This window comes from Enterobacter wuhouensis (genome assembly GCF_035835995.1).
GTDB lineage: Bacteria > Pseudomonadota > Gammaproteobacteria > Enterobacterales > Enterobacteriaceae > Enterobacter > Enterobacter wuhouensis.
On sequence record NZ_CP142124.1, the window covers coordinates 658,842 to 679,300 of the forward strand.

Annotated in this window: 18 protein-coding genes and 1 pseudogene; 10 read left to right on the forward strand and 9 right to left on the reverse strand. The window is 59.6% G+C overall.

Annotated elements, in window-relative coordinates; genetic code table 11:
- Positions 1–43: 43 nt before the first annotated feature.
- Positions 44–1,441: an MFS transporter gene (locus tag VPX56_RS03205; protein ID WP_326469832.1), complete on the forward strand. Its 1,398-nt coding sequence runs from the start codon at positions 44–46 to the stop codon at positions 1,439–1,441.
- 92 nt (positions 1,442–1,533) lie between these two features.
- On the opposite strand, the pseudogene VPX56_RS03210 reads toward VPX56_RS03205, so the two are convergent.
- From VPX56_RS03210 to VPX56_RS03235, 6 genes and pseudogenes are all read right to left on the reverse strand, one after another.
- Positions 1,534–1,734, reverse strand: a pseudogene (locus VPX56_RS03210) (alpha/beta fold hydrolase); the annotation flags it as partial.
- A gap of 88 nt (positions 1,735–1,822) precedes the next feature.
- The gene (locus VPX56_RS03215) at positions 1,823–3,064 is read right to left on the reverse strand and encodes a hypothetical protein (protein WP_326469834.1); all 1,242 of its coding nucleotides are present in this window, start codon (positions 3,062–3,064) and stop codon (positions 1,823–1,825) included.
- A gap of 125 nt (positions 3,065–3,189) precedes the next feature.
- Positions 3,190–4,011, reverse strand: a complete 822-nt coding sequence (locus VPX56_RS03220) for an alpha/beta fold hydrolase (protein ID WP_326469836.1) — start codon at positions 4,009–4,011, stop codon at positions 3,190–3,192.
- Between the two features lie 30 nt (positions 4,012–4,041).
- Positions 4,042–5,661, reverse strand: coding sequence for an MFS transporter (locus tag VPX56_RS03225; RefSeq protein ID WP_326469838.1), 1,620 nt, complete (start codon positions 5,659–5,661; stop codon positions 4,042–4,044).
- On the reverse strand, positions 5,658–6,065 hold the full coding sequence (locus VPX56_RS03230; RefSeq protein ID WP_032643915.1) for a DoxX family protein: 408 nt from the start codon (positions 6,063–6,065) through the stop codon (positions 5,658–5,660). The genes VPX56_RS03225 and VPX56_RS03230 overlap by 4 nt, the downstream gene beginning before the upstream one ends.
- Positions 6,065–7,936 (reverse strand): amidohydrolase, encoded by a 1,872-nt coding sequence (locus VPX56_RS03235; RefSeq protein ID WP_326469840.1) that lies wholly within the window; start codon positions 7,934–7,936, stop codon positions 6,065–6,067. Before VPX56_RS03235 ends, VPX56_RS03230 begins: the two co-directional genes overlap by 1 nt.
- A gap of 220 nt (positions 7,937–8,156) precedes the next feature.
- Between VPX56_RS03235 and VPX56_RS03240 the strand changes: the two genes are divergently transcribed.
- From VPX56_RS03240 to VPX56_RS03260, 5 genes are all read left to right on the forward strand, one after another.
- Positions 8,157–8,843, forward strand: coding sequence for a hydrolase (locus VPX56_RS03240; RefSeq protein WP_326469842.1), 687 nt, complete (start codon positions 8,157–8,159; stop codon positions 8,841–8,843).
- Positions 8,844–8,904: 61 nt separating this feature from the next.
- On the forward strand, positions 8,905–9,126 hold the full coding sequence (locus VPX56_RS03245) for a DUF1427 family protein (protein WP_326469844.1): 222 nt from the start codon (positions 8,905–8,907) through the stop codon (positions 9,124–9,126).
- Positions 9,123–9,383, forward strand: coding sequence for a XapX domain-containing protein (locus VPX56_RS03250; RefSeq protein ID WP_131634105.1), 261 nt, complete (start codon positions 9,123–9,125; stop codon positions 9,381–9,383). The genes VPX56_RS03245 and VPX56_RS03250 overlap by 4 nt, the downstream gene beginning before the upstream one ends.
- Positions 9,384–9,406: 23 nt before the next feature.
- Positions 9,407–9,787 (forward strand): response regulator transcription factor, encoded by a 381-nt coding sequence (locus tag VPX56_RS03255; RefSeq protein WP_131634104.1) that lies wholly within the window; start codon positions 9,407–9,409, stop codon positions 9,785–9,787.
- A gap of 9 nt (positions 9,788–9,796) precedes the next feature.
- Positions 9,797–15,382 (forward strand): trifunctional serine/threonine-protein kinase/ATP-binding protein/sensor histidine kinase, encoded by a 5,586-nt coding sequence (locus VPX56_RS03260; protein ID WP_326469846.1) that lies wholly within the window; start codon positions 9,797–9,799, stop codon positions 15,380–15,382.
- A 2-nt stretch (positions 15,383–15,384) separates the two neighbouring features.
- Here the strand turns inward: VPX56_RS03260 and VPX56_RS03265 are convergent, their stop codons facing one another.
- Both VPX56_RS03265 and VPX56_RS03270 read right to left on the reverse strand, forming a co-directional pair.
- Positions 15,385–16,002, reverse strand: coding sequence for a response regulator transcription factor (locus tag VPX56_RS03265; protein WP_326469848.1), 618 nt, complete (start codon positions 16,000–16,002; stop codon positions 15,385–15,387).
- Between the two features lie 182 nt (positions 16,003–16,184).
- Entirely contained in the window at positions 16,185–16,571 is a 387-nt protein-coding gene (locus tag VPX56_RS03270; RefSeq protein WP_326469850.1) for a VOC family protein, read from the reverse strand.
- Between the two features lie 88 nt (positions 16,572–16,659).
- Between VPX56_RS03270 and VPX56_RS03275 the strand changes: the two genes are divergently transcribed.
- On the forward strand, positions 16,660–17,262 hold the full coding sequence (locus tag VPX56_RS03275; RefSeq protein ID WP_131634100.1) for an ATP-dependent Clp protease proteolytic subunit: 603 nt from the start codon (positions 16,660–16,662) through the stop codon (positions 17,260–17,262).
- A 135-nt stretch (positions 17,263–17,397) separates the two neighbouring features.
- Positions 17,398–18,519: a ribosomal protein uL16 3-hydroxylase gene (locus VPX56_RS03280; protein WP_326469853.1), complete on the forward strand. Its 1,122-nt coding sequence runs from the start codon at positions 17,398–17,400 to the stop codon at positions 18,517–18,519.
- Between the two features lie 38 nt (positions 18,520–18,557).
- On the opposite strand, the gene VPX56_RS03285 is transcribed toward VPX56_RS03280, so the two are convergent.
- On the reverse strand, positions 18,558–18,743 hold the full coding sequence (locus VPX56_RS03285) for a hypothetical protein (RefSeq protein WP_010427252.1): 186 nt from the start codon (positions 18,741–18,743) through the stop codon (positions 18,558–18,560).
- A gap of 219 nt (positions 18,744–18,962) precedes the next feature.
- Here VPX56_RS03285 and VPX56_RS03290 point away from each other — a divergent pair, with 219 nt between their 5' ends.
- Positions 18,963–19,196 (forward strand): DUF2171 domain-containing protein, encoded by a 234-nt coding sequence (locus VPX56_RS03290; protein WP_131634098.1) that lies wholly within the window; start codon positions 18,963–18,965, stop codon positions 19,194–19,196.
- Positions 19,197–19,397: 201 nt separating this feature from the next.
- Positions 19,398–20,357, forward strand: a complete 960-nt coding sequence (locus VPX56_RS03295; RefSeq protein WP_131634097.1) for a helix-turn-helix transcriptional regulator — start codon at positions 19,398–19,400, stop codon at positions 20,355–20,357.
- Positions 20,358–20,459 lie beyond the last annotated feature (102 nt).

Genomic DNA, 20,459 nt, shown 5'->3' on the forward strand with positions numbered 1-20,459 from the left:
GACCCGGCGGACCACCGCCGGGCAACCAGGCAGGCATTTAACAATGGCAACGACAATGAAAATACCGTCTCGCGAGTTGTGGTCTTATTTTGGCTATGGTTTAGGTCAGTGTTTTAGCTTTGGTTTAGTGGGTTCGTTTATTAACTATTTTTACACCGACGTGCTGGGGATCTCGGCGCTGGCGGCGAGCACCATCTTCCTGATTGCCCGCGCGTGGGACGCGGTTCACGATCCGCTGTTTGCCAGCATAATGGACACCATTAACAGCCGGTTCGGCAAATTTCGCCACTTTTTGCTGATCGCGCCTTTGCTGATCACCGGCGTCACGCTGCTGTCGTTCTATAAAATCGAAGCGGACATGACCACCAAAATCCTCTACGCCGGGGTGACGTATATCCTGTGGGGGACGCTGTACGCCATCTCCGATATCCCGTTCTGGTCGATGTCGTCGGTGATGACCAACGACTCCGCCCAGCGCACCCGCGCGGTGACGGCGGCGATGCTCGGGGTGAACGCCGGGATTGCCTGCGCCAACATTTTCTTCCCGAAGCTGGCGGCGTTCTTCGCCCAGTACAGCAACGATAAAGGCTACTTTATGGCGGCGCTGGTGATGATGCTGGTGGGCCTGCCGCTGATGCTCAACGGCTTTATGCAGATCAAAGAGCGCGTGCCGCCGAGCCCGGAAAAGGTGACCATCCGCGACACCTTCCACAACCTGCGCCAGAACAAGCCGCTGTTTATCGTCCTGCTGTCGTTCTTCTTCTGCGTGTTCCACAACGTGGCGGGCGGGCTGTATATCTACTTCTTTATCAACAACCTGGGTGACGGCAGCCTTCAGATGGCAATTGGCGTGATGGGGATCGTGGCGGCGGTGCTGTGCCTGGTCGCGCCGATGCTGACGCGGCGGATGCAGAAGCGGAAGCTGTTTATGATCCTCTGCGGGCTGGACGTGGCGGTGCGCGTGGTGATGTGGTTTGTCGGGTATCAGCAGGTGACGATGCTGTTTATTCTGCTCGGCCTGAGCACGCTGTTCGTGATGATGACCAACATCCTCACCTCGTCGATGATTGCCGACACCATCGAGTACGCGGAGTACCACACGAACAAGCGCTGCGCGGCGATCACCTTCTCCGGGCAGACCTTTACCGGCAAGATGTCGGTGGCGGTGGGCGGCGGGTTAATCGGCGTGTTTCTGACGATGATTGGCTACGTGCCGCAGGCGCAAGTTCAGAGCGAAGGCGTGCTGTCGGGGCTGTTCTTCGGGATCTGCCTGCTGCCGGCGATAGGGTCGCTGATCCGCATCGTGTTTATGTCGCGCTTTACCTTTACCGAGGAGAAGCACGCGGAGATTTGTCGGCTGCTGGCGGAGCGGAACGCGTCAGCGAAAGCGCCGGGTGGCGGCTGCGCCTTACCCGGCCTACAAAACCCCGTGAGTCAATAAATCGCACAGGCCAACAAAACCCCGTGCATCCACAAATCGCACGGGGCATGTAGGCCTGATAAGCGAAGCGCCATCAGGCTTCGCGTAATGACTTACAGCGACTTCACAAACGCCAGCAGATCTTCGTTGAGCTGGTCCTGGTGGGTCAGCGCGAAGCCGTGCGGCGCGTTGTCGTACACCTTCAGCGTGGCGTTTTTGATCATCTCTGCCGCCAGCTTGCCGGTGCTTTCAAACGGCACGATCTGGTCGTTGCTGCCGTGGATCACCAGTGTCGGCACGTCGATTATGGCCATAATCCGGTGAGCCCGGGCAGAAGCATGAGCCTCCGCTTACGGTGAATTGATTAAGTAGCGCCCGCGTTGCGGGCGTTTCTTAAAAAAGCTACTTAATATCATGAAGCAACTTTAATAAGAGGCTATCACCGGTAGATTTAATTTTCTGAAAATAAACAGGCTCAGCTAAAGGCGAATCCCATTGGTGTATCTCATCCTTCTTAAACGGGATACATTTCATAGCGGTGTTTTTTAACCGTTTTATGCGAAGGTCATATTCGTCAAAGTTGTCTGGCGTAGTTTTCAGGCTCAGCGATCTGGCATGATTGATTTGCGTAGGGCAAATAAGCTGAATGTTTCCAAGCGAGAAAATGTTTACGCCGGTGATAAAGAATCTCGAAGGGATATCTTTATAGTAACGTGTGTTCCATGTTAAACCATCAAACATCGCTGGCGGGTGAGTGTGAGTATCTATGTAATATTGATGTGTGCGCCAGTCGCTAATGCCGGAAAGGTTCATGGTCATGTTAATGATCATATTGGGGGGGGGGCGGAAAATCATTGTCAGGACAAGCATGCTGACAGGAATAATGATTAGTGTATAAATGATTATTTGCAATAAATTTTTATTTTTCTTTTCGTTTATCAGGATCATTCCTGGGAAGATACCCACAATAATCATCGCGACCGAGAGTGCAAGGAAAATGATAACCTGTAAGAATGTATTACTTTCTTCGTTAAAATCTAGCTGACCCGCGATAAAAATGAGTGGGAAGATTTGTGTAAAAGCAGGGGCAATCAATAACAGAGGCAGCCAGTTCCTGACGGCGTTTTTCTGTAAATATTTTACATCACGCGTATCATCAACATCCTTATATGACTGAACGTTGAACATAAGCTTGTAGCATAAGCCATACGATGCGGCCAGTATTATGGCTATCGCTAAGGCAAGAACGATAAAACCATTTACATGCAGAAAAAATTGTAAGCAGAACGCTCCGATAAGCACAACGCACATTACAACGCTATTACCAAAACAGACTGAGGTAAAGCTATGTGTCAAACCTTCGTATTTAACAAACTCTTTCTCATGTGCGGTGTAAATTAAGTAAGCAAGGAAAGATGAGATAAAAATGACAAGGCTGAAGCCAAGTAGTGAGACAAGGGTAAACCCAAATATTATTCCTACTGCGCTACTCACGCTCAACGCATCATATAAAATATCAAGCCGGTCAATATTCGCAAGATAGAACCATATAACGCTAAATGTACAGGCTGTGACAAATGAAGAGGATGTTAAAATAGCGATGATAAACTTTCGAGTTAGCCGCTTATGAAACTGGATATTCATCTTATGTAGTCTCCCTTTGAAATGAAGGAATACTAGTCACAAGGGAGAGGAAGTTCTACGCTCAAATTTGGTATGCCCGGAAGTGCATATTCAGGCTGACGCCTTCTGGCGTCAGCCTCGGGAACTTACAGCGACTTCACAAACGCCAGCAGATCTTCGTTGAGCTGGTCCTGGTGGGTCAGCGCGAAGCCGTGCGGCGCGTTGTCGTACACCTTCAGCGTGGCGTTTTTGATCATCTCTGCCGCCAGCTTGCCGGTGGTTTCAAACGGCACGATCTGGTCGTTGCTGCCGTGGATCACCAGCGTCGGCACGTCGATTTTCGCCATATCCGGGCGGAAGTCGGTTTCGCCGAACGCGGTCACGCAGTCGATGGTGCCCTTCAGCGACGCCAGCAGGGCGATGTTCAGCGTCTGGGTCAGGGCACCGGCAGAGACGGTCTGCCCGGCGTTGATGCCGTAGAACGGCGTCGCGAAGTCGCTGATGAACTGGGCGCGATCTTTACGCAGTCCGTCGCGAATGCCGTCGAACACGCTCTGATCCACACCCTGCGGGTAGCTGTCGGATTTACCGAAGATCGGCGTCACCGCGCCCAGCAGCGCCAGGCCGGCAACGCGTGCGCTGCCGTAGTTGTTGATGTAGCGGGTCACGTCGCCGCCGCCCATGGAGAAGCCCACCAGCGTCACGTCCTGCAGGTCCAGCGTGGTAATCAGGTCGTTGATGTCGGACGCAAAGGTGTTGTAGTCGTAGCCGTTCCACGGCTGATCCGAGCGGCCAAAGCCGCGACGGTCAAAGGCGATGGCGCGGAAGCCGCGCTCGGCCAGATAGTTCAGCTGGCTGTCCCACATGTCGCCGTCCAGCGGCCAGCCGTGGCTGAAGAGAACCGGTTTGCCCGCGCCGCAATCTTTGTAGTAAATCTGCGTGCCGTCTTTTGCCTTAAACGTTGCCATAGTGTGTTCCTGTGCAGGTGATGGTTATGGTTATACCGGCGCGACCAGGTAGCGAATAGCCGGTGATGTTGTGCCCTGATGAAAAGCCAGAACGCGGCTCTGCAGCAGGAGGTCATTCATGGTGTGGCGCTCCTGCTGGCGCAGATGCTCGATCCAGGAGCCCATCAGGAAGGTCTCGATAAACAGGCCGGGGCGCTCAATATCCTCGTACACCGCCCAGCTCATCGCCCCGGCGCGACGGCGCACCCGGCGCAGTTCGTGGACCGCCTCGAGGAAGGCCTTCGTGTTCTGCGGGTCGATGATGTACTCGTGCGACACCAGCACCGGGCCGCGCTCGTTCGGCAGGTCAATCTCCACGCCGTCCAGCGGCTGGCCGCTCAGGTCGAGATTTAAATCAGGATCTTTCTCCAGCTTCCAGCGGAACACGGTAGCGCTCGCCAGCACCATCCCCAGCGTGGCGACCACCAGCGAGGTCGGGGTGCCGAAGCGGGAAGCGATCTGCCCCCAGATGGCGCTGCCCGCGGTCATCGATCCGAAGAACACCGTCAGGTAAACCGCCAGCGCGCGGGCCTTCACCCAGCGGGCGGCGCTGCGCTGCGCGCCGAGGTTGAGGGTGGAGAGCACCGCAATCCACGCGAAGCCGGTGAAGAACTCAAACAGGTTAAGCAGCCAGACGTGGCGCACGAACGCCAGCGCCAGCATGGTGAGGGCAAAGGTCAGGCTGGCGGCCACCATCAGGCGGTCGGCGTCCAGCCGCTGGCGCAGGCGCGGCAGCAGGATCGCCCCGGCAATCGCCCCCAGGCCAATGCACGCCAGCATCACGCCGTAGCCCGCAGGGCCTAAGCCCAGCTCGCGGCGCGCCACCAGCGGCAGAAGCGCCCAGCCCGCGCTGCCGAAAACGAAGAAGGCCACGGTGCGCACCAGCACGTTGCGCAGCACCGGCGCGGCGTGAACGTAGCGAATCCCGGAGCGCACCGCAGAGAAGAAGTGCTCCGGCGGCAGACGCTGAATGGACGGCGCCGGACGCCAGCGCCACAGCACCCACGCCACGCCGACCACGGACAGTGCGTTCAGGGCAAACACCATCCACGGCCCGGCGAGCGACAGCAGGAAACCGCCCAGCGCGGGGCCAATCGCCCGGCTGATGTTCACCCCGAGCGAGTTCAGCGCCACGGCGGCGCCCAGCGCCGGCTTGCTCACCAGATCGGGCACCACGGCCTGGAACGGCGGCGAGCTCATCGCCGCGCCCACGCTCAGCAAAAACGTCGCCACCAGCAGAACGGCGGGGGTAACGTGTCCGGTGAAGGAGAGCACCGTCAGCCCGGCGGCGGCGATGAACACCCACAGCTGGGAGAAGAGCAGGTATTTACGTCGATCGACGATGTCCGCCATCACCCCCGACGGCAGGGCGAAGAGGAACATCGGCAGGCTGCTGGCCGCCTGCACCAGCGCGATATCCAAAGGATCGGCGCTCAGGGTCAGCATGCTCCAGTTGATGCCGACGTCGCTCATCCATGAGCCGACGTTAGAGACTACCGTGGCGATCCACAGCATGCGGAACACCGGCTGGCTCAGCGGCTGCCAGGGCGAAACCGTCGATGCGGGCGTCGTCTCGACGTGTGCGTCGCGAACGTCGTTAACCTGGGTCATGCGAACCTCTCCGCTGCCTTACGCTGCAGCCGCCACTGGCCCGGCCCGGTGAGGGCGAGGGTGGTGAAGATAATCAGCAGCAGCCAGCCAAACTGCCCTTCGGCAATCGACCAGTTCGGGTGGACCGCCAGCATCGCCACCAGCAGCACGGCGATAATCGGCAGGCACGCCAGGCGGGTGTACACGCCCGCAATGATAAACAGCGGACAAACCACCTCGGCGACAATCGCCGGGATCAGGCTGGCGTAAGGCCCGAAGCCGAACGGATCTTCAATGCGCGTCAGCTCTTCGCTGAAGTGCAGCACCTTCGGCAGGCCGTGCACGTACAGCAGCAGCAGGCTGCCGGTCAGGCGCAGGAAGAACAGCCCCAGGTCGACCCGGGGCGGCATAGTGGTGTTTTTCATCAGAATGCAAAGCAGCTGCAGCCCAGCGCCCCCCAGAAAGCGTTATCGTCGGACACCGGCATCTCTGACGTGCGGGCGAGATCATGCTGGTGGCTGTGAACCCCGCACGGGCCGCTGCAGTGGTGGATAGGGCTCATGCCGACGCGTGCGGCCTGCGGCGGCGCGCTGCGGTAGTGGCCTGGCACCTTCACCACCGGGGACCACTCGGGCAGAACCGGAATGGCAGGCGGAGAAAGCGGGCCAAAGCTGCCTGCGGCATAGACGATGTCGCCATTGACCACCGTCAGGACGGACTCGATGCCCTTGATCTCCTCTTCCGGCACGCGGAAGTAGTCTTTGCTGAGCACGGCCAGATCGGCGAGCTGGCCGACCTTGATTTGCCCCTTCTGGTTCTGCTCGCTGGAGAACCACGCGCTGCCCTGGGTCCAGAGCATCAGGGCGGTATCGCGATCCAGGCGGGCGCTATGGTCGTACATCTGCATCCCGCCGACGGTGCGGCCGGAGACCAGCCAGTAGAGCGCGGTCCACGGGTTGTAGCTCGCCACGCGGGTGGCGTCCGTCCCTAAGCCCACCGGCACGCCGGTCTCGAGCATTTTCGCCACCGGCGGCGTGTGGCGGGTAGCTTCGATGCCGTAGCGCTCGGCAAAGTATTCCCCCTGGAAGGCCATGCGGTGCTGGACGGCAATGCCGCCGCCCAGTGCTTTGATGCGGTCGATGTTGGCCTGGGTAACGGTTTCCGCATGGTCGAAGAACCAGTGCAGGCCGTTGAACGGTATGTCGCGGTTCACCTTCTCGAAAACGTCCAGCATGCGGCTGATGGATTCGTTGTAGGTGGCGTGCAGGCGGAACGGCCAGCGGTGCTCCACCAGATGGCGCACCACGCGCTCCAGCTCGTCCTCCATGCCCGGCGCGAGGTCCGGGCGCGGTTCGAGGAAATCTTCAAAATCGGCGGCGGAGAAGACCAGCATCTCGCCCGCGCCGTTGTGGCGGAAGAAGTCGCTGCCCTGGCCCGGCGTGAGCATGTCGGTCCATTTTTCAAAGTCTTCCAGCTCGTGGCCCGGACGCTGGGTAAACAGGTTGTAGGCGATGCGGATGGTCATCTGCTTTTTCTCGTGCAGCTCGGCAATCACCTCGTAATCTTCCGGGTAGTTCTGGAAGCCGCCGCCCGCGTCGATGGCGCTGGTCAGCCCCAGGCGGTTCAGCTCGCGCATGAACTGGCGCGTGGAGTTGACCTGCTGCTCCAGCGGCAGCTTCGGCCCTTTGGCCAGCGTGGCGTAGAGTATCATGGCGTTCGGACGGGCAATCAGCATCCCGGTTGGGTTACCGTTGGCGTCGCGCTGGATCTCGCCGCCCGGCGGGTTCGGCGTGTCTTTGGTGTAGCCGACCACCTTCAGCGCGGCGCGGTTGAGCAGGGCGCGGTCGTACAGGTGCAGGATGAAGACCGGGGTGTCCGGCGCGGCGTCGTTGATTTCATCGAGGGTCGGCATGCGGCGCTCGGCAAACTGGAACTCGGTCCAGCCGCCCACCACGCGCACCCACTGGGGCGACGGCGTGCGCAGGGCCTGCTCTTTCAGCATCCGCAGGGCGTCGGCCAGGGACGGCACGCCTTCCCAGCGCAGCTCGAGGTTGTAGTTCAGCCCGCCGCGGATCAGGTGCAGGTGCGAGTCGTTCAGGCCGGGGATGGCGGTGTGGCCTTTTAAGTCGACCACCTTGGTGCCGTCGCAGTGGTGTTGCATCACCTCGGCGACGGTACCCACTTCCAGAAATTTTCCGTCGCGCACGGCAACGGCTTCCGCGAGAGGGTTCTCGCGATCGACGGTGTGAAACTGGCCGTTAACCAGAATAAGATCGGCTTTACCGAGGGTAACCATAACTGCTCCAGACTGAGAGGGGAATGGTCAGGATTATGGGAACCGGTTTCGGCAAAGATCCAGTTATACAATAGGATAGGTATACCAAAGTATAACTATACCTAAGGTTAACTATACGAAGAGATAATTACGCCCGGGCGGCGCGGGTCATAGGATGAATGCGATTTTATCGGCGTGCTCTTCACGGCGATTTTAACCTTTAACCTCACTGGATAATCTTATGACCTCTTCAAAGCTCGAAGTCTTAACCCCTGCGAACTGTCAGGTAATCTTCATCGACCACCAGCCTCAGATGGCGTTTGGCGTGCAGTCGATTGACCGCCAGGTGCTGAAAAACAACACCGTGGCGCTGGCGAAAGCGGCAAAAGTATTCAACATCCCGACCATCATCACTACCGTTGAGACCGAAAGCTTCTCCGGCAATACCTATCCGGAGCTGCTGGACGTGTTCCCGGGCCAGGACATCCTGGAGCGTACCTCCATGAACTCCTGGGACGACCAGAAGGTGCGCGACGCGCTGCAGGCCAACGGCAAGAAGAAGGTGGTGGTTGCCGGCCTGTGGACCGAAGTGTGCAACAACAGCTTTGCCCTGTGCGCGATGCTGGAAGGCGACTACGAAATTTATATGGTGGCGGACGCGTCCGGCGGCACCTCTAAAGAAGCCCACGACTTCGCGATGCAGCGCATGATCCAGGCGGGCGTGATCCCGGTGACCTGGCAGCAGGTGATGCTGGAGTGGCAGCGCGACTGGGCGCGTAAAGAGACCTACACCGCGGTGATGGACATCGTGCGCGAGCACTCCGGCGCGTACGGCATGGGCGTGGATTACGCCTACACCATGGTGCACAAAGCGCCGTCTCGCCAGAAGAGCGAGCACCGCACCTTAGCGCCGGTCCCGGCTCGCTAAGTTCCGCTGGCGGGCTGGTCCCTCATCCGGCTCGCCGCTGCCTCTTTCTCTGGAGTTCACAATGAGTACAGGGTTGATATCCCTCGCGGCAGGCGTGCTGATCGGCCTGATGTATGCCGTGCTGAAGGTGCGCTCCCCCGCGCCGCCGGCGCTGGCGCTGATTGGCCTGCTGGGCATGCTGGCGGGCGACCAGGCGATGCGCCATCTGATGTCCCGCGACGCCGCCGCCAGCGTGCAGGTGACGGTTCCGCAGGCGCAGCCCCCTTTGGGTGCGTCATCATGAAGGCCTGGATAATTTCGCTGGTATGCGGCGTGGCTGCTGGGGTAATTTACGCCCTGCTCGACGTCCATTCACCGGCCCCGCCGGTGGTCGCGCTGCTTGGCCTGTTCGGCATGCTGGTGGGAGAACAGCTGATCCCCATCGGGCGTCGTCTATTGAGCCGTGAACCGCTTACCCTGGCCTGGTTTCGCCACGAATGCGTGCCGAAAATCAGCGGGACTGCGCCCCCTGCGCCCGCGAAGGAAAGCCGCGACGCGTAACGCTTTGTTTGAGGAAAGACAGCATGACGCTGCCGTGGCGCATTGCCATCATTGATGACGAACGTTCTGTCCGCAGCGGGCTGAGTAACCTGCTGCAGTCGGAAGGGTATACGACCGATACCTTTGATTCGGCAGAGGTGTTTTTGAGCCATCCTCTCGCGCTGTCCGACGCCGCGCTGGTGATCGCCGACATCAAGCTGCGCGGCATGAACGGCATTGAGCTGCTTGAGAAGCTGCGCTTGCTGGCCGTGCCGCCGCCGCCAATACTCTTCATATCCGGTCATGCTGATGAAAATATGCAGCGGTACGCTCTCAGCCTGGGCGCCGCTGCATTTTTGCGTAAGCCTATTAACATCGATATTCTGCTGGATCACATTCAGCGGGAGCTGGCCCGCCGACAATAAGGATCGCGGATGAACGAACAAGCGTCGCCTGCATTTTGGCCTGCCCGTGGGGATCTTCACGACGGGCGGGCCTTTGTACTGAAAGAGGATGTGATTTTTACCGTGCTGGCGCAGGAGGGCGGCATCGCCTGGATGAACGGGCGGCATCCCCAGTCCGGCGGTTCGTTTATTATTGCCACCGCGGTCAGCGATGAAGAAGAGGAGCGGGCCACCCGGCTGCTGAAAAACGAGTTTGCCCTGCGCGATCGGCTTCACGACGGCTGGGCGATTCGGGCCGTGGCCTCAACCCAGTACCGCGGACGCTTCGCGCTGGTCTATGCCCCGTTCTCCTTTGAGCTGCTGGCGCGCCGGGCGGGCAAGGCGATCTCCGGCATCTCTCGCTTTATCGAGCTGGCAATCCGCATCTGCGTTCCCCTGCGCCAGATGCACCTGCAGAACCTCATTCACGGCGACATCAAGCCCGGCAATATTTTTGTGCATCACGACGCCACCTGCCGCCTGGGCAGCTTTGGCCTCTCCAGCAGCACCTCCGAGGCCTTCTCCCTGACCCGGCTTGCGGTCGCGGGCGGGACGCCTGCCTATATGTCGCCGGAACACACCACCCGCACCCGGCGCGCCGTGGATGGCCGCAGCGATCTCTACAGCCTTGGTATGGTGCTGTACGAGCTTCTCACCGGGCGTCTGCCGTTTGAACGGAGCGCAGACGACCAGACCCACTGGGCGCACTATCACATTGCCTCCGAGCCGCTTGCCCCGGGGCAGGTACGCCCGGACGTGCCGGAAATGCTTTCGACGATAATCCTCAAGCTGCTGGAGAAGAGCCCGGAGAACCGTTATCAGACGGTCGATGGCCTGATTGCCGATCTCCGGCGCTGCCAGGCGACGCTGACCGCCGAAGGCGAGATTGCCCGCTTTATTCCCGGCCAGCAGGACCGTTCCCCGGCCATTCATCTGGCGGATGCGCTGTTTGCCGCCCATCCGCAGGCCAATGAAGCCCTTGCCGCGTTCGAACGCGTCGGGCAGAACGGCGTGCCGGAGCTGGTCATCATTGGCGGCCCCTCGGGGATCGGCAAATCCTCCGTCATCGCCACCGCGCTAAAGGCGCTTCAGCAGCGCAAGGTGCTGCTGGCGGTGGGGAAGGTCGATCAGTTTTCATCCTCGTTGCCCTACGGCGTGCTGAGCTCGGCGTTTCGTTCCCTGACGCTGCACCTGCTTGGCCTGCCGGCGGAGGAGGTGACGAAGTGGAAAATCCGCCTGACCCGCGCCCTTGAGGGCTACGAGGAGCTGGCCGTCAGCCTGGTGCCGGAGCTGAATTTACTCGTGGAGAGCAAGCCGCGCCTCTCTGCGGATACGTTTTCCATCGACGCGCGGGCGCGCTTTAGCCACATGATGCTGGCGCTGGTCAGAACCTTTGCCACCCAGGGCGCGCCGCTGGTGCTCCTGCTGGATGATATTCAGTGGATTGATGCCGCTAGCCTGCAAACGCTAAAACACCTGCTGGTCACCTGCGGCGCGATCCCGCTGCTGGTGGTGGTGGCCCACCGGGATATCGGCTCGCTCTCTGACGCTTTCCTGCAAAAGCAGCTGGCGAGCCTGCCGGATTCGGCGCAGAACGCGACCACCATTATCCCGCAGCCGCTTACGGTGAAGGCCGTGGCGCGCTGGCTGGGCAGCATCTTCCATGTCCGCAGCGCCAGCACCGCCGATCTTGCTACCCTTATCCATGAAAAGACCGGCGGCAACCCGCTGTTTGTGCATGAGTTTTTCCGCCGCATCGTCGACGACGGGCTGGTGGTGCATAGCAAATACCAGGACAAATGGCAGTACGATCTGCAGGCCATCCGCGCCCGGCACTACACCGAGAACGTGGTCACCCTGGTGCTTGAGCAGCTCAAGGAGATGCCCGAAGAGACGCGCCGCCTGCTGGGCAGCATCGCCTGCCTGGGCTGCACGGGGGAGCTGGAGATGATGTGCCGCGTGGTGGGCGTGTCGGTGGCGGAAATCCGCTATGCGCTGCACCCGGCGGTGATCGCGCAGCTGATTGTGCTGACGGAAAAAGAGTACGCTTTCACCCACGACAGGGTGCAGGAAGCGGCCTTTGCGCTGCTGGACCCGGCTGAAAAGAGCCATCTGCACCTGACGACTGCCCGCCTGCTGGCCGATGCCGCGCGTCAGGCGGCGGGCAACGAGCTGCTGTTCCGCGCCGTGCACCACGTTACCGCTGCGCTGGACTGCATTCAGCCTGCGCCGCAGCGCCAGATGTTCCGCGAGCTGAGCCTGCTCGCCGCGCGACGCGCCAGGCGCACCGGGGACTACGCGTCGGCGCTCGGCTATATCCAGACCGCCAGAGCGCTGGGCAATGCCGGCGCGGTGTCTGATTTTATTCTCGATATCGAAGAGGCGGGGTGCGAGTTCGCGCTGGGCCATCTTGAGCGCACGCGCGAGCTGTGCGACGCCATTCTCGGCTCGCCGGGCGGGCTGACGGAAAAAGCGCTGGCGGCTAACCTGCTGGCGGAGGTCTATATGCGCCAGTCGGATATCCGGCTGGCGCTGGAAGCGGCGCTCTGCTGGCTGGGCGTGTTTGGCATCCAGATCAGCCGCTATCCGGAAAACGCCGAGTGCGACGAGGCCTGGCAGCAGTTCTGCACCCGCACGGGCGATGCGGCGCAGAACCCGTTCGCCCGGTTGACGGTCATGGAGAGCGCTGAGACCGAAGCGGTGATGAATCTGCTCTACAGCGCCAGCATTTTCGCCAGCTTTACCTGCCCGCGCCTGCACTTCCTGCTGCTTTGCCGGATGATGCACCTGACGCTCGATCGCGGCATTACGGGCGCGTCCACTACCGCTATGGCCTGGTTTGGCGTGCTGATTGGTCACCGTTACGGCGAGTACCGTCTGGGGTTTGAGTACGGCACGCTGGCCCGCGAGCTGGTGAACCGTCACGGCTACGGTGCCTATGAAGCCAAAACGCTGCTGCCGCTTGACCAGCTCAGCGTCTGGACCCAGCCGCTGTCGTACACCATCGAGTGCGCGAAAGCCTGCTTCACCTCGGCGGTGACCCACGGCGACATGACGATGGCCTGCTTTGCCGCCTGCCATCAGATCATCAACTTCCTCTCCCGGGGCGATCACCTGGACGGCGTGCTGACCAGCATCGAGCGCGGGCTGGCCTTCGTGCGCAAAACGCACTTCCAGGACATTGAAACCGTCCTGCAGATCCAGCGGCGCTACGTGGAGTTTTTGCGCACCCCTGCGATCGGCACCTGGAGCGCCGCGCAGGCGCTGCCGGAGGATCTGCTGCCCGCGCCGCCGGAGCAGGCGCCCGAGCAGACCTCGACCATGTTGTTCTGGTACTGGCTCTATCGCGGGATGGCGCACTTTACCTGCGGCGAGTATGCGGACGCGCAGGCGGATCTGGAGATGGCGGGCTGGTACGCGTGGTCCGCGCCGGGCCATATTCACCTGCTGGATTACCATCTCTACAGCGCGCTGGCGCTCTCGCGGCAGCTGACGCCGGAAACCTTCTCGGCGGATTACCGCCGCAGCATTCATTTCCACTACGACAAAATTGCCCTCTGGGCGCGCGTTAATCCGGGCACGTTCGCCGATAAAGAGGCACTGATTTACGCCGAAATCGTTCGTCTGGACGGCATGAACAGCATCGCGCTGGAGCAGTATGAAAAGGCGGTGCGGCTGTCGCGCGAGGGCGGGTTTAATCCCATCAACGCCCTGGCACACGAGCTGGCGGGGCGCTTCTCGCTGGCCTGCGGCTACCCGACCGCCTCGGACGCCCATTTTCGCGGGTCGATTGCCGCCTGGGGCCGCGCGGGCGCGCAGGCCAAAGTGCGCCAGCTGGAGCAGGATTTCCCGCACCTTCTGGCCGCCGGGCAGGCCAGCGGCTACGACACGGTGGCCTATGCTCAGAACGAGGTGATCCGCGACCTGCAGAGCGTGATCAAAGCGTCGCGTGCGCTGTCGGAAGAAATTAACCTGGAACGCCTGATTGAAAACCTGATGACGCTCCTGCTCGAACGCGCCGGGGCGCAGCGCGGCCTGCTGCTGCGCGTCAATGACAACCTTATTCCGGAGATCGAGGCCAGCGCCTGGACCAGCGCCGAAGGCGTGCGGGTGCGTATCCTCAAAGACGCGCCGATGGCTACCGACATGCCGCTGTCCGTGCTGGCGGCGGTGATCCGCACCGGGCAGGAGATCCGCACCGGCAAGCCGGAGGAGTTTCATCCGTTCAGCCAGGACCCCTATCTGGTGACGTCCGGCGCCGCCGTGATGTGCGTCCCGATGTTCAAGCAGGCGCGGCTGGTGGGCGTGCTGTATCTGGAAAACCGCCTGATGCCGGAGGTTTTTACCGCCGAGGACTCGCGGGTGGTGAGCCTCCTGGGCGCGCAGGCTGCGGTTTCGCTGGAGACGGCGCGCCTGTATGCGGAACTGCTGGCGGAGAACATCCAGCGCAGGCGCGTGGAGAAAGAGCTGCGCGCCAGCCAGACCTCGCTGATGCTGGGCGAGCAGATCAGCCACACCGGCAGCTGGCGCTGGGAGCTGGTGCAGGATCTGATGTTTATGTCCGAAGAGTACGCCCGCATCCTCGGCCTGCCTGAACAGCAAAAGATGATCTCCATGGCGGAATTTCTGACCTTTGTGCATCAGGACGATTACGCCCGGATCAGCGCTCTCGTCAACCAGAGCGTGCGCGACGGGCTTTCCATGCGGGCGGAGTTCCGCATAACCCGCACCGACGGCTCCGTGCGCTACATTCTGGGGATCGGCGATCCGGTCGGCGTCGGCAGCGAGGTGAACGAGTATTACGGGATCATCACCGACATCACCAGCCAGCGGGCGGCGGAGGATGCCATGCGGGTGGCGCAGGCGGATCTGGCCCGGGTGTCGAGGGCGACTACCGTTGGCCAGCTCACCTCATCCATCGCCCACGAGATCAACCAGCCGCTGATGTCGATTGTCTCTAACGCCGGGGCAAGCCTGCGCTGGCTCAACCGGGAGCCCGCCCGGCTGGATAAGGTGTGCGAAGGCCTGGAGGAGATCGCCGCGGAAGGCGAGCGGGCGGGGGAGATTATTCGCAGCATTCAGTCTCTGACGCGCAAGCAGGATCCGACCTTTACGCGCATCGATCTGCACTACCTGATCCATCACATCATCACCCTCTCGCGCAGCGAGCTGGAGCAGCGACATATAAGCGTTGATTATCTGTTGCATGCCCGGAACAGCTTTATCACCGGCGACAGCGTGCAGATCCAGCAGGTGCTGCTCAACCTTGTGATGAACGCGGTGGAGGCGATGGCGGAGGTGACGGATCGTCCATGCTGCATCACGATATCCACCGCTAACTGCGTTGATAATAAAGTGATTTTCGAGATTGCGGACACCGGCAGCGGCATTGAACCTGAGCTTACCGAGCGCATTTTTGATTCGTTCTACTCGACCAAAGCGCAGGGCATGGGGATGGGGCTGACCATCAGCGCCAGCATTATCGAACGCCATCGGGGCAGGCTGTCCGCCCGCCGCGGCGATCCTTACGGCACCGTCTTTGCCTTTGCGTTGCCGCTGGCCGAGCAGGAAAGCTGAGGTTAATCCACCGGCTGGCTTTTGGTCAGGCGCTCAACGGCCCTGACCAGCTCGGCCACGGAGCGCACCTGCATTTTGTCCATCACGCGGCGGCGGTGCACCTTAACCGTAATTTCGCTCACGCCCAGCTCGGCGGCGATCTGCTTGTTCAACAGGCCGCTAATCGCCAGCTGGAGCACTTCATGCTCGCGCGGGGTAAGAGACATATGGCGCTGCTTCAGGGCGTAATGCTCCTTAAACTGAGCCGCATTGCTTTGCGCCAGCTTCAGCGCTGATTCAATGGAATCAATTAAGGCACTGGATTCAACGGGTTTGGTGAGGAATTCGTAGGCACCGCCCTTAATCGCCCGAACGGACATCGGGATGGTGCCGTGGCCGGTAAGAAAGATAATGGGTATCTCTCGCCCGCTGGCCTTCAGGGCATCTGCCACATCAAAGCCGCTGATGGCGGGCATCTGCATATCGAGGATCACGCAGGAGGGCAGATCTTCGAAGCGGTGCTGAAGGAACGTTTCTGCCGATGAAAACCCGATGGCGTGCAGGTCTGAAGACTCCAGCAGACCGATTACGGAGTGCCTGACAGCGTCATCGTCATCAACCACATAAACAATGTGTTCCATTCACGCCCCGGTGTGTGATCGGTAAAAAATCGAGAGGAAAAGCAGCCCCTTATAACCGTAAGGGACTGTTTGCACTGCGCATTCATACTAACACATTAGTTATCATTATCATTTACCAATATGAAAATGATATTAAAGTGTAATGAATATGTGGCGGATTGGTTAGTAACGAAACGCTGTTTTTATGCACCGACAAGCTCAACCCGGTTGCCGTCCGGATCGGCAATCACCGCTTCATAAAAGCCATCGCCGGTCATGCGCGGGGCGCTGAGCAGCGTGTCGCCTGCGCGCGCCTGCTCCGCCATGCTGTCTACCCTGGCCCTGCTGCCAACATCAATGGCGATATGCGCCCAGCCCACAAACTCCGGATGCGCGGGCGCGTCGGGCAGATCCGGAACCGTCATCAGTTCAATGGTCGGCCCGCCCTCAAGCGTAATAAAGTGCGATGCAAATCCCGGCCGATTTTTACTGACGTAGCGTTCGTTACTCTGCCCGCCAAAAACGGTTGTCCAGAACGCAACCTGAGCTTCCAGCCTGCGGGTCCAGAGCGCGACGTGTGCAATTTTCATAAGTTCCCTCGTTATGTGTCCGTGAGGACTTTCACCGGTAAAACAGGCTACACTCTGGTTTTGAGCGCGACAAGCTGAGGAAATAACAATGCACTACACACTGAAAGAAAGCGACAAGGATAAAGCGGAAGGGACAACCGGCGCGGGCGCTCTGCAGCAAAAACTGCTGGAATCGCGTTCGATTGTGATCTCCGGTGAGATCAACCAGGAGCTGGCCCAGAAGGTCATCACCCAGATGATCCTGCTGCAGAGCGTCAGCAACGATCCGATCAAGCTGTACATCAACAGCCAGGGCGGCCACGTGGAAGCGGGCGATACCATCCACGACTTCATCAAATTTATTCGTCCGGAAGTGCACGTTATCGGCACCGGCTGGGTGGCAAGCGCCGGGATCACCATCTTCCTGGCGGCGAAAAAAGAGCACCGTTACTCCCTGCCGAACACCCGCTTTATGATCCACCAGCCGCTGGGCGGCGTGCGCGGTCAGGCGACGGATATCGAAATCGAAGCGCGCGAGATCATCCGCATGCTGGATCGCGTGAACAAGCTGATCGCTGACGCCACCGGCCAGCCGCTGGAAAAAGTGAAAAAAGATACCGATCGCAACTTCTGGATGTCTCCGGCAGAAGCGCTGGACTACGGCATCGTGGGCAAGCTGATTACCCACTATGACGAGCTGAAGCTGGATTAATTTTTAGCCGCGCGTAGGTGTCGGGTGGCGGCTTCGCCTTACCCGACCTACGCGTGCTGGTTTGACCCATGACAAGTTCCCCCTCTGCTTTCTTGCCTATAATCGCGCCTGTTTACCCTCTCACTGGTGCTTACCATGGCGTATCAACTGAACCTGAACTGGCCGGAATTTCTTGAAAAATACTGGCAAAAAAAACCCGTAGTGCTGAAAAATGCCTTCCCGAATTTTGTCGATCCTATTACCCCGGACGAGCTGGCAGGGCTGGCGATGGAGCCGGAAGTCGATAGCCGTCTGGTGAGCCACTCCAACGGAAAATGGCAGGCCAGCAATGGTCCGTTTGAGCATTTCGACAATTTGGGTGAAACCGGCTGGTCGCTGCTGGCGCAGGCGGTAAACCACTGGCATATGCCGGCGGCGGAGCTGGTGCGTCCGTTCCGCGTCCTGCCGGACTGGCGTCTCGACGACCTGATGATCTCCTTCTCCGTGCCCGGGGGCGGCGTGGGTCCGCATATCGATCAGTACGACGTGTTTATCATTCAGGGGATGGGGAGCCGCCGCTGGCGCGTGGGCGATAAGCTGCCGATGCGTCAGTTCTGCCCGCACCCGGCGCTGCTGCACGTCGATCCGTTTGAGCCGATCATCGACGAAGATCTTGCCCCGGGCGATATCCTCTACATTCCGCCTGGATTCCCGCACGACGGCTTTACTCATGAAACCGCGCTTAACTACTCCGTGGGCTTCCGCGGGCCGAACGGCCGCGACCTGATCAGCAGCTTCGCCGATTACGCGCTGGAAAACGACCTGGGCGGCGAGCACTACAGCGATCCGGATCTCACCTGTCGCGAGCATCCTGGCCGCGTGGAGCAGTACGAGCTGGATCGTATTCGCCAGATGATGATCGCCATGATCGGCAGGCCGGATGATTTCACTAAATGGTTCGGCAGCTTTGTTTCAACCCCGCGCCACGAGCTGGACATCGCTGCCGCCGAGCCGCCGTATGCGCCGGAAGAGGTGCTGGATGCGCTGCAGGGCGGTGAGACGCTGTCGCGCCTGAGCGGCCTGCGCGTGCTGAACGTCAACGGCAGCTTCTTCATCAACAGCGAGCAGCTGGAAACCGTAGATGCAAACGCGGCGGATGCGCTGTGCCGTTACACCGAGCTGGGCCAGGCAGAGCTGGGCGAGGCGCTGGATAATCCGGCCTTTGTTGAAGAGCTGACCGGACTGATTAACCAGGGATACTGGTTCTTCGACGAGTAACAGGTGGCGGCGTTTAGCCTGGCCAAACGCCGCTTCATTCAAACCAGCATATTACAGGCCTTCCAGTAGTTCAGGAGCCGCTCATCGTCGCGCTCTTTCTCCGCCTTGATTTTCATGGCCTGCGCCAGGTTTTCTCGCGATACCTCATGGCCCTTTTGCACGATGTCTAAAACCGCCTCACCAAGAGCCAGCGAAATTTCTGTCCGATTATTGCGAATCGTCATAAATACCTCCTCGTTGGTTGCGATAGTTTAATTATGAAAGATAAATAATCCGTCGATAATAATTCATCTAATTCTTATTTTTTCGCCTCTGCGCTAAATAGACATAATATGCGATCCTGTCAATGATGTTTCAAAATGATAATAAGCGCCTGAAATCGGAATTTATGCGCTACAGTTAATTCCGTGCAACAGCCAAATAACCGAAACAGGAGAATGATTATGGTAGATAAAAGCGCAATTAAGGATCACACTCAGGTTGTAGCCAGCTGCGGAACGCACGTCGGTGTTGTGGATCATCTGGATGGTGAACGTATCAAGCTTGCTAAAAGCGATCCGGAATCAGGTGGTAAACACCACTATATTCCGCTCGGCTGGGTCGATAAAGTGGATGATAATAAAGTCATCCTGACCAAAAACCATAAAGAGGTTTTTGCTGAGTGGCAGGAAGCATAGTGCTTTACTGCATCCTGAAATAATATACGGCTCCGGCACAGGCTGGAGCTTGTTATTTTATTTCTGCATGGATAAATAACGCTTCGCTTATTTACTCGAAGCGGTGCGGCCCCCTCTTCCCCGCAATCTTTCGCGCTGGCATAGCCTTTGCCCCACCGTAATGGTAATCTTTCTCACTTATCCGCCCACGCACATGCCACTATGACCCAGTCTGCACACCGAAATACGTCCACCCGACGCCTCTTTTGCGTCGAAGACTTCATTGGCTTTGGCGAGCGCTACGGTATCGACTACCGCTTCCCGCAGCTTGTGGATGCCCAGGCCATCGGCAGCCCGGTGCTGCACGGCGATGTGGAGGAGATGATGCTCTCTTCCGGCATTTCGCTCACCCACTCAGACGTTCGCGTTTTGCAGCCCTATGAAACCACCTCTCGCCATAACAGCCCGCTCTATATGCTGGTGGTGCTCGAAGGATGCGTGACGTTAATGCTCAACGGCAGCGAGTACGCGGTGCGCTCCGGCATGGCGTTCAGCTCGCGTCTGAGCGAGGAGCAGGTGATGAACGCCCGTCATGACGCCGACAGCACCCTGAAAACGCTCTCGTTCGGCGTTTACCCGAACGATGCCCGGCGTGAAAGCCTGCTGGAATCGCTGCTTCAGGAGTGGGCGACCCTGAACCCTCCTGCGTCCGTCTGGCAGGTGCCGGGATGCGTCCTGTCGGGAATTCAGCACGCGCAACGGCAGGGATTAAGCCCGCTTTCCCGCAAGCTGCTGCTGGAAGGGCTGATGTACCAGCTTCTGGGGCATGGCCTGGACCATCTCCAGCAAAACGGGCCAACGCGGCCTGAACATGCGCGCCTGGAGCGCGTGCGCTGTATGCTGGAGCAGTCGCCGGAGCAGGATCACACGCTGGCGCAGCTTGCAGCCGTGGCGGCAATGAGTCAGAGCAGCCTGCGCAGCAAATTCCGCCAGCGCTACGGCTGCACGCTGTTTGATTACCTTCGCGACTGTCGCCTTGCGCTGGCGCGCCGCTACCTGCTGGAAGGCCACAGCGTACAGCAGGCCGCGTGGATGAGCGGGTATCAGCACGCCACGAACTTCGCCACCGCCTTTCGTCGTCATTACGGTCTTTCACCCGGCGACGTACGTAAAACCCGCTAACGTAATTTCTGTCGCCGCGCGAACGTGATTCGTGCGGTTTGGCATTGCGCATACATATCCTGGCGGCGCGCATAGCCGTTTGCTGCATCAAAAAGGTAATAA